This window comes from Streptomyces pseudoechinosporeus (assembly GCF_054783935.1).
In genome coordinates this window covers 484339-498504 of record NZ_BAAGPS010000009.1, presented here as the reverse complement: position 1 = coordinate 498504, position 14166 = coordinate 484339, and the positions used below count along the sequence as shown (strand labels likewise).

General features: G+C 70.8%; 8 protein-coding genes and 1 pseudogene. 3 read left to right on the top strand and 6 right to left on the bottom strand.

Features of this window, described 5'->3' with window-relative positions; all coding sequences use genetic code 11:
• Positions 1–71 precede the first annotated feature (71 nt).
• Positions 72–1553: pseudogene (locus tag ACYVO6_RS13770) on the bottom strand (LamG domain-containing protein); the annotation flags it as partial.
• Positions 1554–1826: 273 nt separating this feature from the next.
• Here ACYVO6_RS13770 and ACYVO6_RS13765 point away from each other — a divergent pair.
• The gene (locus ACYVO6_RS13765; protein ID WP_461060842.1) at positions 1827–4811 is read left to right on the top strand and encodes a glycosyl hydrolase; all 2985 of its coding nucleotides are present in this window, start codon (positions 1827–1829) and stop codon (positions 4809–4811) included.
• A 56-nt stretch (positions 4812–4867) separates the two neighbouring features.
• Here the strand turns inward: ACYVO6_RS13765 and ACYVO6_RS13760 are convergent, their stop codons facing one another.
• Positions 4868–6355: an alpha-L-fucosidase gene (locus tag ACYVO6_RS13760; protein ID WP_461060840.1), complete on the bottom strand. Its 1488-nt coding sequence runs from the start codon at positions 6353–6355 to the stop codon at positions 4868–4870.
• Between the two features lie 82 nt (positions 6356–6437).
• Here ACYVO6_RS13760 and ACYVO6_RS13755 point away from each other — a divergent pair, with 82 nt between their 5' ends.
• Complete coding sequence (locus ACYVO6_RS13755) at positions 6438–8543, top strand: beta-galactosidase (RefSeq protein ID WP_461060838.1); 2106 nt, start codon at positions 6438–6440, stop codon at positions 8541–8543.
• 57 nt (positions 8544–8600) lie between these two features.
• Here the strand turns inward: ACYVO6_RS13755 and ACYVO6_RS13750 are convergent, their stop codons facing one another.
• The 4 genes from ACYVO6_RS13750 to ACYVO6_RS13735 all read right to left on the bottom strand — a co-directional run bounded on the left by ACYVO6_RS13750 (position 8601) and on the right by ACYVO6_RS13735 (position 13063).
• Positions 8601–9569: a sugar phosphate isomerase/epimerase family protein gene (locus ACYVO6_RS13750; RefSeq protein ID WP_461060836.1), complete on the bottom strand. Its 969-nt coding sequence runs from the start codon at positions 9567–9569 to the stop codon at positions 8601–8603.
• 106 nt (positions 9570–9675) lie between these two features.
• Complete coding sequence (locus tag ACYVO6_RS13745; RefSeq protein WP_461060834.1) at positions 9676–11214, bottom strand: FGGY family carbohydrate kinase; 1539 nt, start codon at positions 11212–11214, stop codon at positions 9676–9678.
• Positions 11211–12176, bottom strand: a complete 966-nt coding sequence (locus ACYVO6_RS13740) for a transketolase family protein (protein ID WP_461060832.1) — start codon at positions 12174–12176, stop codon at positions 11211–11213. The genes ACYVO6_RS13745 and ACYVO6_RS13740 overlap by 4 nt, the downstream gene beginning before the upstream one ends.
• On the bottom strand, positions 12173–13063 hold the full coding sequence (locus tag ACYVO6_RS13735; RefSeq protein WP_461060830.1) for a transketolase: 891 nt from the start codon (positions 13061–13063) through the stop codon (positions 12173–12175). The genes ACYVO6_RS13740 and ACYVO6_RS13735 overlap by 4 nt, the downstream gene beginning before the upstream one ends.
• Positions 13064–13203: 140 nt before the next feature.
• Between ACYVO6_RS13735 and ACYVO6_RS13730 the strand changes: the two genes are divergently transcribed.
• Entirely contained in the window at positions 13204–14157 is a 954-nt protein-coding gene (locus tag ACYVO6_RS13730; protein WP_461060828.1) for a sugar-binding transcriptional regulator, read from the top strand.
• Positions 14158–14166: the final 9 nt, after the last annotated feature.

The following is a 14166-nucleotide window of genomic DNA, read 5'->3' as shown; positions in this document are numbered from 1 at the left end:
GGTCGAGGGATGGGTGCGGGTTGCGGTGTGGGGTGGGGGTCTCGGGTGCGGGCGAGCGTGGCGATGTCCGCGGCCGGCAGGGCCCGGTTGTGCACGCGGAAGTCGGCGACGGCACCGTGCAGATACGGGTGCGTGGAGTTCTGTGAGCGGCCCAGGAAACTGCGGGTGGTGGTGCCGAGGAGCAGCGGGCTCATGACCAGGGCGTCGTTGCGGCCGGCCTCGGCGCCGTCGACGTAGACGTACAGGACACCCGTGCCACCGCCGGTGTGTCCGGCCGCACCACCGCGCAGGGTGACCGCGACATGGGTCCAGCGCCCTTCGGGCAGCGCGAAGGGGGCGTCGATGATGTCCTCGCCCTCCATGCCGGCGATCTTCAGGGCGGCGCGTGCGCGGCCGGAGCCGGTGCGCGGGGTCAGATACAAGTACGTGCTCTTGTGGAAGCCGAGGTCGAAGATCCGGGCGGAGTTCGCGAGGGAGTCCAGGCGGACCCAGGCGCTGAGCGTGAGTTCGGTGAGGCCGGTGATGAGACCGGCCGGGAGTGCGACATGTCCGTCCACGCCGTCGAGCTGGACGTCCGGGCGGCCCTCGCGCCCCCACTGCGCCCCGCCCGTCAGGGTGGCCGGGCCGAAGGTTGCGGTGCTGTCGGCCGTCGTGGTGCCGTGGCCTTCGGCCAGGCGGTAGCGGGCGATCTCACGGGCCGGTCGGGGGGGCGGCGGCACGGCGAAGTACACGTTGCAGTGCTGGTGGTGCACCTGGTGGAAGGGCAGCAGGGACACCTTCATCCCTTCGGCCACGCCCCGGAACTCGGTCCCGTCGCCGGTCACTTGACGGACGGAGTCCGGGTCGAGGGCGGGGATCGTCGGCGACTCGGTGGTGCCGAACGCTCCGGCCAGCACGACGGGCCCGTACGACAGCGCCTTGACGTGGGGATTGTCGGGGGCCGGGCGCCAGGTCAGGTTCATGGGGAAGGTGAGCTCGACGCTGTCTCCGGTGCGCCAGGTCCGGTCCAGGGTCAGATAGCTGCCCGGCGAGGCGTCCGTGTCGAGGCGGCGGCCGTTGATCCGGACGTCGGCTCGTCGGGGCCGGTCGCCCTCGCCGAGCCAGCCGGGTATGCGGATCTTCAGCGAGAAGCGGCCGCCGCCGGCGGTGACGGTGAGCCGGGTGCGTTCGGAGTCCGGCTGGTCGGAGTCCTGACGCAGGGTCACTCCACGCTGATCCCAGGTGACTTGGGACGGAATGTAGAGGTTGACGTACAGCGCGTCGCGGGTGTGCGCGTAGATGGTGTCGGCGAACTTCGTCTGGGTCTCCAGGGCCGTGCCGTGGTCGCAGGAGAAGTTGTCGTAGTCGCCGGAGTAGCTGCCGGGCGCCGAGCCGAGCCCGGACTTGGGCTGGCGCTGCGAACCCGCCCACAGCCCGGTGTAGTACGTGACGTAGCCGTGCGCCGAGTCGGGGTCCTGTTCCCGCTCGGGGCGGCCTCGGCGTCTGAGGGCACCGTGCGCGGCGCCTGAAGGGATGAGGCTCGCGGCGGCGGTGGCCACCCCTGTGGCCAGCATGAAATGACGCCGCGACAGCGGGGTTCCGGGCATCGGTCAACGGCTCCTTGTGAGCTTGAGGGCTCGGGGTTGCGTAGACAAATGAAACGAGAATTGAAACGTTTCGAGCTCCGTCGGCATCCTGATAGGCGACGCTCCGGCACGTCAAGAGGCGTGTACCTAGGGGACTTTGACGGCACCTCTTGCCTGCAGCGATGCAGGGATCTATGTTTCCGCCTACATCACTGAATCGTTCAAACAGTCAAGTGCACCATGCACTGCGAGGGGATGGTCATGAGCCTGCGGCGAAGAGCGCTGCTGAAGATGGGAGCCGCGGCCGGTGCTGTGGCGGCCCTGCCGATCGGTGCTTCCCTGGCGGCCGCCGCCCCGGCGGCAGCGTCCGCCACGGGTTCCGTGCCGCGGGCGTTCGCCTCGCCCGCCCCCGCGGTACGCCCCCGGTTCCGCTGGTGGTGGCCGGACGCGCTGGTCGATGTCGACGAGATACGGCGCGAGGTGGACCAGATCGCCGACGCGGGCTTCGGCGGTGTGGAGATCGCGGCGGTCACGCACAGCATGACCGCGCCGATCGACCCGGCGAAGTACGGCTGGGGCACCCGCGCCTGGACCACCGCCGTCGAGGCCGCCCTGCGCCGGGCCGCCGAGCGCGAGGTCACCGTCGATCTGACGCTGGGCCCCGCCTGGCCCGCCTCGGTGCCGTCCATCACGCCCGATCACCGGGCCGCCACCAAGGAACTGGCGCACGGCTCGGCGGCCGTGGCACCCGGTGAGACCTTCTCAGGTCCCGTGCCCGCCCCCGGGACGCCGCCCGAGGACGCCGGTGTCAAGCGTGAGGAGCTGATGCTCGTGCAGGCCGTACGGGTGGCCGCCGGCTCCTCCCCCGATGCCGAGGTCCCCGAGCTGGACCAGTCGACCGTCCGGGACATCACCGCTGCGGTGCAGGACGGCCGGCTGGAGTGGACGGCGCCCGGCGACGGGACGTGGCTGGTCATCGCGTACTGGGAACGCGGCTCAGGTCAGCGCCCCGAGGGCCCCGCCCACACGAGTCCGCTCGCCTACGTCGTGGACCACTTCAGCGCGGCCGGCACCCAGGCGGTGATCGCCTACTGGGAGCGGCACATCCTCACGCCGCGGATGCGCGCCCTGCTACGGGAAACCGGCGGTGCGCTGTTCGAGGACTCCATCGAGCTGGAGACCGAGGAGACGGTGTGGACGCCGACCTTCGCGGCCGAGTTCGAAAAGCGCCGTGGCTACTCCGTGCTTCCGTATCTGCCGACCGTCGTCGAGCGCCACGAGGACCCGGTCTTCAGCTTCGGCAGCGCCATCGACAAGCCGGTGCGCCGTGATGTCATCGAGGTCCTCACCGAGCTGTACGTCGACAACCACCTCGCGCCGCTGCAGAAGTGGGCGCACGAGCTCGGCCTCGAGCTGCGGGTGCAGCCGTACGGCCCGGGTGTCGACTCGATCTACGCGGCGGCGGTGCTCGACGTCTCCGAGGGCGAGTCGCTCGGGTTCAAGAACCCCGACGACTTCCGCTGTCTGGCGGGCGGACGCGACATGGGCGGCAAGCTGATCCTGTCCAACGAGGCGGCCGCCACCGCGGGCGGCGCGTACTCCACCACGTGGGACGCGACGCTGAAGAAGCTCGTCACCCAGTACGCGGCCGGGGTCAACCAGGCCGTCTTCCACGGCTTCGCCTACGCCGAGGCGCCGGGCGCCGCCTGGCCCGGATTCGCCGCGTTCTCGCCGTACCACGGCGCTGCGGGCTACGGGGAGGCGTGGGGTCCGCGGCAGCCCACCTGGGACCATGTGCCGCGGATCGCCGCCTACTTGAGCCGCTGCCAGCAGATCCTGCAGACGGGCGTGAACCGGGCGGACATCGGCATCCTGCGCCAGCAGGGCCCGGCGGGCACCGGGCTCGGGGCGCCGTGGTTCACGGCGGAGGGTGTGCCGCTCGGCTGGAGCCATCTCTTCCTGTCGCCGCGCGTTCTCGATCTGCCGTCCGCGCGGGTGCGCGACGGGCGTTTCGCGCCGGACGGGCCCGCGTTCAAGGCGCTGGTCGTGGAGGGCGATGTGCTCTCCGGCAAGGAGCGGACCCTTCAGCTGGATGTCGCCGAGAAGCTCATCGCGTACACGAAGGCGGGCCTTCCGGTGATCTTCATCGGTGACTGGTCCGACGGCCATGTGCCGACCTTGCCGGGGCCCGGCGACGACGCCCGGCTGCGCGTCCTGCTCGCCGAGCTGTTCGCGCAGCCGAAGGTGCGGGTCGTACCGGACCGTCCCGATGTGCCGCGTGCCATCGCCGATTTGGGGCTGACGCGCGACGTGGAGCACGCGCAGTCCTCGATGCTGGTGCATGCGCACCGGGCCGACCGCGACGCGGACTACTACTTCTTCGCGAATGACGCGGTCACCAAGAAGGGCTCGACCGGGACACCGATCAGCCATGACGTCACCTTGCACGCCCCGCACCCGGACGCGGTGCCGTACGTCATGGACGCCTGGACCGGGTCGGTCGAGCAGCTGCCGCTGTACACCCGCACGGACGACGGCCGGATCCGGCTGCGGATCTCGCTCGAACCCGGCGCGACCACCGTCGTCGCGCTGGTCCGTCCGGGCCGCTGGGACCAGCGACCTCAGGCGTACGCGACGCACACGGACGCGGCGGAGCTGCGCCGCGGCAAGGGCGGCCGGCTCGAGATCCGTGCCGCGCAGCCGGGTACGTACCGCACAACGCTCGACGACGGGCGGACGGTCACCACGGAGCTGGCCGCGGTGCCCGCGCCGACGGCTCTGACCCGCTGGGATCTGTCCGTGGAGGACTGGCAGCCGGGCGCGAGCCCTTCGCAGACGCTCAAGACACGTCTTGACCTGAAGCTCGACGGCCTGAAGCCGTGGAACCAGATCCCGGAGCTCCTGGATGTGTCGGGCGTGGGCCGCTACCGCACGACGGTCGGCCTCGACAGCTCCTGGAGCGGTGGGCACGGCGCGTATCTCGAACTGGGCGAGGTCTTCGACACGTTCGAGGTGACGGTGAACGGTCACCGGCTGCCGCCGCTGGACCAGTTGACGCCGAGGGTGGATGTGGGTGCGTATCTGCGGCGCGGCTCGAACACCATCGAGGTGGAGGTCGCGACCACGCTCCAGAACCGGCTCCGGGTGTCCAACGCCCCCGTGTTCGGCGCGAACAAGCAGCAGGCGTATGGGCTGATCGGGCCGGTGCGGCTGGTGCCCTATGGGCGGGCTGCTCTGGGGTCGTGAGGTGAGCTGCTGTGGGGGGCCCGCTGCTGTGCGGGCCCCCCACAGCGCGTCCTGGCTCAGTCGATCCGCAGCACCTGCACGTACTCAGTGGGAGGTGTTGCCGGCAGCCGGACGCTGAGGGCGTCCTCGTGTTGCTCGAAGGGCAATGAGCCCTGACCGCCGAGGAGTTGGACGGCGGAGGGGTGGCGCGGGAGTCGGCCGGCGGCTGTGCCCAGGGCCGTCAAGGTTGCCGTGCCGTTCGGGGGCCAGGACATGAGGTGAGCGTAGAGCGTGCCGTCGCGTTGGGTGTAGCGGATGTCCTGAGGGGTGTAGGTGAGGGTCTTCTCGCGGGACTTGGTGCCCTCCACGCGGGTGGGGCCTTCGCCGTACATGTGCCAGGGGCGGGTGTCGAAGATGGCTTCGCCGCATGTCGATGTCCAGGCGGCGAGGGCGTCGAGTACCTCGGAGGTCTCGTCGTCGATGGTGCCGTCGGGCAGTTGGGGGACGTTGAGGAGCAGGCAGCCGTTCTTGCTGACCGTGTCGACGAACAGATGGATGATGTCGTCGGCCGACTTGTAGCGTTCGCCGCTGCTGTAGAACCAGTCGCCGATGCTTGTGTCGTACTGCCACGGGTGCGGGTCGCACTCCCCCAGTTGCTGGCGTTCGACGTCGAGGAGGATCGCCTGGCGGTCCTCGTCCGGGATGGTCTTGATGCTGACGACACCCTCGGGGCGGGACGCGTAATAGTCCGCGAGGAACTCCAGACCGCGCCGGCTCGGCGGGACCGCCGGGCAGACACTGCCTTCGTCGAAGGGCAGCCGGGCGTCGTCGAGATAGACCAGGTCGGGGGCGTAGCGCTCGGTGACGTCGCGCAGGCGGGCGTAGAAGTCGTCGATGAAGGCGGCCGCCGGCGGGTCGCCGGGGCGGCGCGGCGGGCCGTACAAGGCGCGCGGGTCGAGCCCCTCCCACCAGGTGCCCCGTCCCTCCGAGGCGGTCAGATGGCCGTCATAGGGCACGCCCGCCAGCGGTCCTTCGGTGTCGGCGGCGAACGCGGCGTCCAGCCAGCGCCACGTCCAGGAACCTGCGTGCATGCTCACGCCGAAGCGAAGTCCGGCCGCCTCGGCCGCGTGCGCCCAGCGCTCGACGATGTCGCTGCGGGGGCCGACGTTCACCGCGTTCCACAGCTGGCGGGGCGAGTCCCACAGATCGAAGTTGTCGCAGTGGGTGGCCATGGAGACGAAATAGCGGGCGCCGGTGCGCGCGAAGCGCTCCATCAGTGCGTCGGGGTCGAACTTCTCCGCCCGCCACAGGCGGCACAGGTCCTTGTGGCCGAAGCGTGAGGGATGACCGTAGCGCTCGCGGTGCAGCGCGGTCTGCCGGCGTGAGCGTTTGGTCTCGAAGCCCTCGGTGCCGTCGAAGGGGCCGTACAGGTGGCGTGCGTACCAGTCTCCGGCCATCGCCACCGACTGCGGCCCCCAGTGGGCCCAGATGCCGAGTTTCGCGTCCCGGAACCAGTCGGGGATGCGGCGGGTGCGGCGCAGGGCGGACCAGGTGGGCTCGGTCATGCGACTTCCCTTCGATTTTGATAAGTACGTGGGGATTTACTGGGATATTGACCATGTGGAGTGCGGCTGTCAGCGTCGAGCGATGCCGACCTCACCTCTTGTCCGTCTCGGTGCCGCCTACTACCGCGAGTACCAGCCCCACGACCGGCTCGACGCAGATCTGGATCTCATGGCCGAGACCGGACTGACGCTGATACGGGTGGGCGAGTCCGTCTGGTCGACCTGGGAGCCGCAGGACGGTGTCTTCGATCTGGACTGGCTCGAGCCGGTGCTCGACGGCGCGCACGAGCGCAACATCGCCGTGCTTCTGGGCACGCCGACGTACGCGGTGCCACCGTGGCTGCAGCGCAAACACCCGCAGATCGCCGCACAGTTGAAGAGCGGCTGGCGGGTGCCGTGGGGCAGTCGGCAGGAGGCGGACTTCACCAGTGCGGTGTTCCGGCGGTACGCGGAGCGCGTGGTGCGGCGGATCGTGGGGCGCTATGCCCAGCACCCGGCGGTGGCCGGATACCAGGTCGACAACGAGCCCGGGCTTCATCTGCTGTACAACCGAGAGGTGTTCGAGGGCTTCGTCGCGTATCTGAAGAAGCGATACGGCAGTGTCGAGGTGCTCAACGAGCGCTGGGGGCTGACCTATTGGTCCCATCGCATCGGCGCCTGGGACGAGCTGTGGTCGCCGGAGGGCAACACCACTCCGTCGTACGACCTGGCATGGCGCCGCTATCAGGCGGATCTGACCACAGAGTTCATCGCCTGGCAGGCGGACCTGGTGCGCGAGCTCGCCCGCCCGGACCAGTACGTGACGACCTGTGTGGCCAGCACCCGGCCCGCCGTGGACGATGTGGACGTCAACCGCGCCCTCGATGTCGCCTCGGCCAACGTGTACTACTCCACGCAGGACGAGCTCGCCCTGCCGGACGACGGGCGGCGGCACGACGGCGGGTGGTTCGGACAGGGTGTGTGGCAGCTCTATCAGGCGGCGGACCGGGCCCGCGGCGCCCGGCAGGCCTCGTTCCATGTGACGGAGACCAACGCCACGACGATCGGCGGCCCGCACACCAACCATCCGCCGTACGCCGGTCAACTGCGTCAGGCCGCTTGGGCGTTGGTCTCGCGTGGCGCCACGCAGGTCGCGTACTGGCACTGGCACACGCTGCACTTCGGGCACGAGACGTACTGGGGCGGGCTGCTCGGACACGCGCTGCAGCCCGGACGGATCGTGGACGAGGCGCGGCGGATCACCACCGAGTTCGACAGGGCCGGAGCGGCGCTCGGCGGTCTGCGCCCGGACGCGGACGTCACCTTCGTACGCTCCCCGGAGAGCGACTGGGCCTTCCAGCATCAGCCGCCGCTGGCCGTCCCCGGATCGGGGAGCGGTGATCCGCGCTCGTACCCGCGGATCTTCGGCGCCTTCTACAAAGGGTTCTTCGACGCCGGCCTGCAGGTGCGGATCGCGGGTGCGGTCCAACTGTCGTGGGACGTGGACCAGTTGGTGTCCGGCCATCCCGTGCTGGTCGCGCCCGCGCTGTACGCCGTGGACGACGCGACGCTCGATCTGCTCGACGGGTATGCCCGTGCAGGCGGGCATCTCGTGCTCACGTTCCGCACCGGGTACGCGGACGAGGAGGCGCGGGCACGCGCCACGGTGGCGCCGGGGCGGCTGCGGGCCGCCGCCGGTGTGCACTACCTCGAGTACTCCAACCTCACCGGTCCGCTCCCGGTACGAGCGGCGGGCGGGCTGCGGCTGCCGGCCGGTGCGCAGGCCACCGCCTGGGCGGACGGGCTGATCGTCGACGACGCCCAGCCCCTCGCGTATTACGAGCACCCGCACTTCGGGCAGTGGCCGGCGGCCACGACGCGGCGGCACGGTGCAGGCCGCGTGACGTACGTCGGCACGCTCCCGGACTCGGCGTTCGCACGGGCGCTCGCCGAGTTCACCGGGGCCGGCGTCCGGCGGCAGTGGCCCGAGCTGCCGGACTCGGTGACCGTGACGTCGGCACGCAACGGCGCCGGTGAACGGCTGTGGTTCGTGCACAACTGGAGCTGGACCCCGGTCACCGTGCCCCTGCCCGAAGCCATGGACGACCTGCTGTCCGGTGAGCGGCTCGGGGCCGGGATCGGTCTGCGGCTCGACGCATGGGATGTACGGGTCCTTTGTGTCCGGGAGGACGGCTCCCAGGGCTCCTAGGGCTCCTAGGGCTGGTACTGCTCGTACGGCTCCTAGGTCCACGTATTCCCGCACGACTCAGATCGCCGCCCACAGGATCTGCTGGGCGGCGATCGCGTCCTGCCGCTCCTGTGCGTCCTGCAGCGCCTCCAGATCGATGCGCTCGCAGGCGGAGTCAAGGCGGCGGATGGTGCGGATGCTGTGCGCGAGGGCCTCGACGGGGTCCTCGCGGAACGGGAACTGGTCGAGGAGCACGGGCTTCTCCCAGCCGATGCGGCGCAGCGCGAGCAGGAACTCCACCGTCTCGAAGAGGTGCACGGACGCCACCGGCAGGTCGTCGTCCCAGCCGCGCCAGTTGTCGTTGAGCTCGGCCGACTCCAGGCGGCCGTGGCGGTGGACGAGTTGCAGTGCCTCGGCCGGTGCCTCGCCCGCCATGAGCGAGTGGCCGAAGTCGAGGACGATGCCGACGTTGTCCACGCCGGTCTCCTGGATGGCGAGCAGGGTCTTGGCGGCGTTGCCGAGGGTGATCTGCACCCTCGGCTCCTTCGGCTTGTACTCGATGGCGAACCGGGTCTCGGGATGCGCGGTCGCCAGGTCACGGATCCCGTCGACAGTCAGCTCCCACAGGCGCGGGTAGTGGGCCTGGCCCGGCATGTCGAAGCCGTCCTGTCCGGGCCAGAACTTCACGTATCCAGCGCCCAGTTCGGCGGCCGCCTCGACGGCTTCGTGGACGCGGTCGCGTGCGGCCCGGCGTATCGCTGGGTCGGGGTTGGTGAAGGCGCCACGGACGAACTCGCGGGTGTAGAGGTGCGGGGTGACGGCACGGGCGTGCAGGCCGAGCCCGTCGAGCATGGACGCGAGCTGCTTGGGTGCCAGGTCGGGTTCGGTGAAGGGGTAGTTGATGTCGAGGTGGTCGAGGCCGTCGACCTCGGCGGCCAGTTCGAGCATCGCGGCGGTGGAGCGTTCGGGGCCGTAGCCGTCGGTGGCGTAGCGGTCGACGATGCGGCCGAGGGCCCAGATGCCCGTGCCGAAGACGAGGCGTGACATGGCTGACTCCTTGTCCGTGCGTGTCGTGAGTGTCCGTACGTGTCGTAAGTGGTCGGGTGCCCGTGCGTGCCCGGGCGCCTGTACATGGCGTCAGGTTGGGGCGGGTTCAGCGGGGCAGCCGGGAGCGGCGTACCGCCGAGCGCCAGCGGTTCAGGCGGGCCGCACGCCAGGCGGAGTCGCGTGCCGGCCGCAGGGTGGCGGCGATGTCGCGCTCGGCGTGGCGGCGCAGGTCCTCGTGGCTCCACAGCCCCAGGGCGTGTCCGGCCAGGCGGGCCGCGCCGAGCGCGGAGCTCTCCGGTGTCGCGCCGATCTGTACGGGCAGTCCGCACAGGTCGGCCTGGAGCTGCATCAGGGCGGTGTTGGCGCTCGCGCCACCGTCGGCGTGCAGGGTCCGGACGGGTCCGAGCGCAGGCCCGAACAGGCTGAGTGTCTCGGCTACTTGGAGCGCCACCGAGTCCAGGGCGGCGCGTGCGAGGTCGGCGCGCGTGGTGGCCTGGGTGAAGCCGGTGAGGACGGCCTGGGCCGTGCGGTCCCAGTACGGTGCGCCGAGTCCTTCGAAGGCGGGCACGAGCGTCGCGCCGGTCTCGCCCGCCTCTTCGGCCAGGGCGGCAATGCCTCGTTCGTCGGTGCCGAGCAGGTCGGCCGCCCAGCGCACGGCGGTGCCGGTGGCGGCGATATTGGCCTCCAGCGCCAACGCGGGCTGGGAGCACGGCAGTTGCCAGGCGATCGTACGGGCCAGGCCTTCGGGAGGCGGGGCGTCCAGGGAGGTGTCCGGTGCCAGGGCCATCAGGGACGAGCCGCTTCCGTACGTCGCCTTCACCACGCCGGGCAGGCCCGCGCCGTGCGCGAACAGCGCGGCGTGCGAGTCGGCGATCACCGCGGCGAGCGGTACGCCCCGTCGTATCCCCGGCAGTCCCCCGGCCTCCCCGAACAGCCCGTCGTCACCGTGCGGACCGCTGGAGCCCACGGGTTCGGCGAGGGCGGCCCGCGGGACGCCGAACAGGTCGAGCAGGAAAGGGCTGTAGCAGCCGGTGGACACATCGAGGAGTTGCGTACGGGAGGCGTTGCCGATCTCCGTCAGGTGGCGCCCGGTGATGCGCTGCACCAGCCAGGCGTCGACCGTGCCGACGCGCAGGCGTCCCGCCCTGCTGTCGACCCGGCGCGGGTCGATCTCGTCGAGCAGCGCGGCGGCCTTCGTGGCGGAGAACATCGGGTCGACGGGCAGTCCGGTGCGGGCAGTGATCTCCTTGTCCGCGCCGTCGGCGGCGAGTTGGGCACAGAGCGCCGCGCCTCGGCGGTCCTGCCAGCTCACAAGGGGGGTGAGTGGTTTGCCGCTGTGGGCGTTCCAGGCGAGGACGGACTCGCGCTGGGTGCTCAGGGCCACGGCCGCCACCTCGCCGCCGCCCCGGTCGGCGAGCAGCGCGAGGGCCTCGTCCGCCGCGCCCACCACACTCCCCCAGATCTCCTCGGGGTCCTGCTCGACCCGGCCCGGGCCGGGATAGAGGGTCGCCACCGGGCGTGCCGCGCCGCCGAGGACGGTGCCTTCGGCGTCCACGAGCAGTGCCTTGGTGCTGGATGTGCCTTGGTCGAGGGCGAGGATGACGGGGGTTTTCGTCGCGAGCCCTTTGCTGTCGAGTGGCTTCACCTCGTACGCCCCAAGATCTCCAGTGCGGCACGCTCCACCGCATCAGCGGTCAGCCCGAAGTGCTCGAAGAGGAACTGCGTACTGCCGGTGGGCGCGAACACTCCCGGCACACCCAACAGCCGCATGGGAACGGGGGTGTTCGTGACCACGGCCTCCGCGACCGCACCGCCGAGCCCTCCGCGTACGGTGTGCTCCTCGACGGTGACGATGCCGTGCGTCTGCGCGGCGGCGTCGCGTACGGCCTGTTCGTCGAGCGGGCTGATGGTGGACATGTTCAGCACGCGTGCCCGGATGCCGCGTGCCGCTAGAGCGTCGGCGGCTTGCAGGGTGAGGGCGACGGTGGTGCCGGTGCCGATCAGCGTGATGTCCTCGCCGGTACGGAGCGTGGCCGCGCGGCCGGGGTTGAAGGGCACCTGCGGGTCCAGTACGGGTACGGGGGTGCGGCCGATGCGCAGGAACACCGGCCCTTGGTGCGCGTGGGCCCAGCGCACGGCTTCGGCGGTCTCGGCGGGGTCGGCCGGCACCACGACGGTCACCTCGGCCAGGGCGCGCAGCCAGGCCAGGTCCTCGATGCTGTGGTGAGTGGGTCCGAGCGGGCCGTACGCGAGACCCGGACTCATGCCGCAGAGCTTGACGTTGGCGCGTGAGTAGGCGACGTCCGCCTTGATCTGCTCCAGGGCGCGGCCGGTGAGGAAGGGGGCGGCGGCGCACACGAACGGGATCCGGCCGCCGCCGGCCAGACCGGCGCCGACACCGACCATGGCCTGCTCGGCGATGCCGACGTTGACGAGCCGGTCGGGGTGGCGGACCGCGAACTCGCCGAGGTTGCTGGAGCCCACGGAGTCGTTGCAGACGGCCACGACACGGTCGTCCTGCTCGGCGAGTTCGAGGAGCGTGGCCGCGAACGCCTTGCGGCAGTCGTGCAGTTCGCGGGTGGTCGGCACGGCGGGGGCGGCGGTCACGGCATCAGCTCCTTGGCGGCGCGCGCGGCTTCGTCAGGGGTGGGCACCTTGTGGTGCCACTCGACCCGGTCGGCCATGAAGGACACCCCGTGCCCCTTCTGTGTGCGGGCAATCAGGCAGCGGGGTCGGCCGGATGGCGCCGGTGCGCTCAGGGATTGGTACAGCGCTTCGTGGTCGTGGCCGTCGACGGTCGAGGTGGCGAAGCCGAACGCCTCCCACTTGGCGGTCAGCGGTTCGAGCGCGGAGGTGTCCTCTGTACGGGCGCCCTGCTGCAGACCGTTGCGGTCGACGATCACCGTGAGATTGTCAAGGCCGTGCTGGGCGGCGGCGAGGGCCGCCTCCCAGTTGCTGCCCTCCTGCAGTTCACCGTCGCCGGTGAGGACGAAGACCCGGCGGGGAGATCCGTCCAGTCGGGCGGCGAGCGCGGCGCCGACGCCGAGCGCCAGGCCGTGTCCGAGTGCTCCGGTGCTGGCCTCCACCCCGGGAACCTTGCGACTGTCGGGGTGACCGCCGAGCGGTGAGAGCGGATCCATGTAGGTGTCGAGTGCGGCGTCGTCGAAGAACCCGGCGTACGACAGCGTGGCGTAGAGCGCTCCGGAGCTGTGGCCCTTGCTCTGGATGAAGCGGTCGCGTTCGGGGGCGCCCGGCCGCTCGGGGTCGCAGTCGAGTACGAGCAGGTGGAGGACGGTGAGGATGTCGGCGGCCGAGAAGTCGCCGCCCACGTGTCCCATGCCGGCGTGCCGGATCATGTCCAAGTTGCGGCGGCGGATCGCGGCGGCCGCGGTGGCCAGACGCGCGGCTCGCTCCGCCGCAGGGGCCTCGGTCAACGAGCGACGCAGAGTGCGCAGCCTCAGGGTGCTGTGCGGCACCGGCTTCAACATTGCCATCTGAATATCCATTCAGTAGTGAATGTTGATTCGCCATAAGCTAGCCTTCGCTCAGAATCACCGTCAAGAAGCTCAACTCCCTTGCCTGACAAGGGATTTCTGCATCGCGAGCAGCACGGATTTCCGCATCGGAGGCAGGGATGGCAGCCGGCGAAGAGATACGTCTGATGACGCGTGTGGCGCGGATGTATCACACCGAAGGTGTGCGCCAGCCGCAGATCGCACAGCGTCTCGGACTGTCCCAGGCCCGGGTGTCCCGGTTGCTGCGCAAGGCGGAGCAGCAGGGCATCGTCCGGATCACGGTGTCCGCCCCGGCCGGTACCCACCCTGAGCTCGAGGGCGCGCTGCAGGAGCGTTACGGCCTGCGGCTGGCGCTGGTCGCGGATGTCGCCGAGGACGCGGAGCACCTGATCCTGCCGGAGCTCGGCGCGGCCGCCGCGTACTACCTGGAGGCGACGCTCCGTACCGGCGATGTCATCGGTATCTCGTCGTGGAGCGCTTCGCTGCTCGCGGTCGTGGATCATCTGCAGCCCGTGCCGGGTCTGAGTGATGTGCGCGTGCTCCAAGTCCTCGGCGGGGTGGGCGATCCGGCCGCCGCCGAGCACGCCACCCGCCTCACCGACCGTATGGCGAGGGTGCTGCACGGCAAGCCGGTGCATCTGCCGTCGCCGGGTGTGGCCGGGTCGGCGGCCAGTGCGAAGGTGCTGCGCGAGGACCCGTTCGTCGCCGCCGGGATCGCCCTGTTCCCGGACATCACGGTCGCGCTTGTCGGCGTCGGCTCGCTCGAACCGTCGCGGACGCTCGCCCGCAGCGGCAATGTCTTCTCGCCCGCTGAGCTCGACCGGCTGCGGGCCGCCGGTGCGGTCGGCGACGTGTGTCTCAACTTCTACGACGCCGACGGTGCGCCCGTCGATGTCGGCACCGCCGAGCGGGTCATCGGCATCGGCCGTGATCTGCTGCCCGCGATCCCCCGCTGTGTGGCCGTCGCCGGCGGGCGGCGCAAGACCGAGGCCGTGCGCGGTGCGCTGCGCGGCGGTCTCGCCAATGTCCTGATCACCGACCGGTTCACCGCGGAGCGTCTGGTGAACGAGTGAGGAGTGGTC

What these genes read in the sequence shown, in the direction of transcription:
- ACYVO6_RS13755 (WP_461060838.1), top strand. Translation starts at nt 6,438, where the DNA reads ATGCCGACCTCACCTCTTGTCCGTCTCGGTGCCGCCTACTACCGCGAG.
- ACYVO6_RS13735 (WP_461060830.1), bottom strand. Translation starts at nt 13,063, where the DNA reads ATGGCAATGTTGAAGCCGGTGCCGCACAGCACCCTGAGGCTGCGCACT.
- ACYVO6_RS13765 (WP_461060842.1), top strand. Translation starts at nt 1,827, where the DNA reads ATGAGCCTGCGGCGAAGAGCGCTGCTGAAGATGGGAGCCGCGGCCGGT.
- ACYVO6_RS13750 (WP_461060836.1), bottom strand. Translation starts at nt 9,569, where the DNA reads ATGTCACGCCTCGTCTTCGGCACGGGCATCTGGGCCCTCGGCCGCATC.
- ACYVO6_RS13730 (WP_461060828.1), top strand. Translation starts at nt 13,204, where the DNA reads ATGGCAGCCGGCGAAGAGATACGTCTGATGACGCGTGTGGCGCGGATG.
- ACYVO6_RS13760 (WP_461060840.1), bottom strand. Translation starts at nt 6,355, where the DNA reads ATGACCGAGCCCACCTGGTCCGCCCTGCGCCGCACCCGCCGCATCCCC.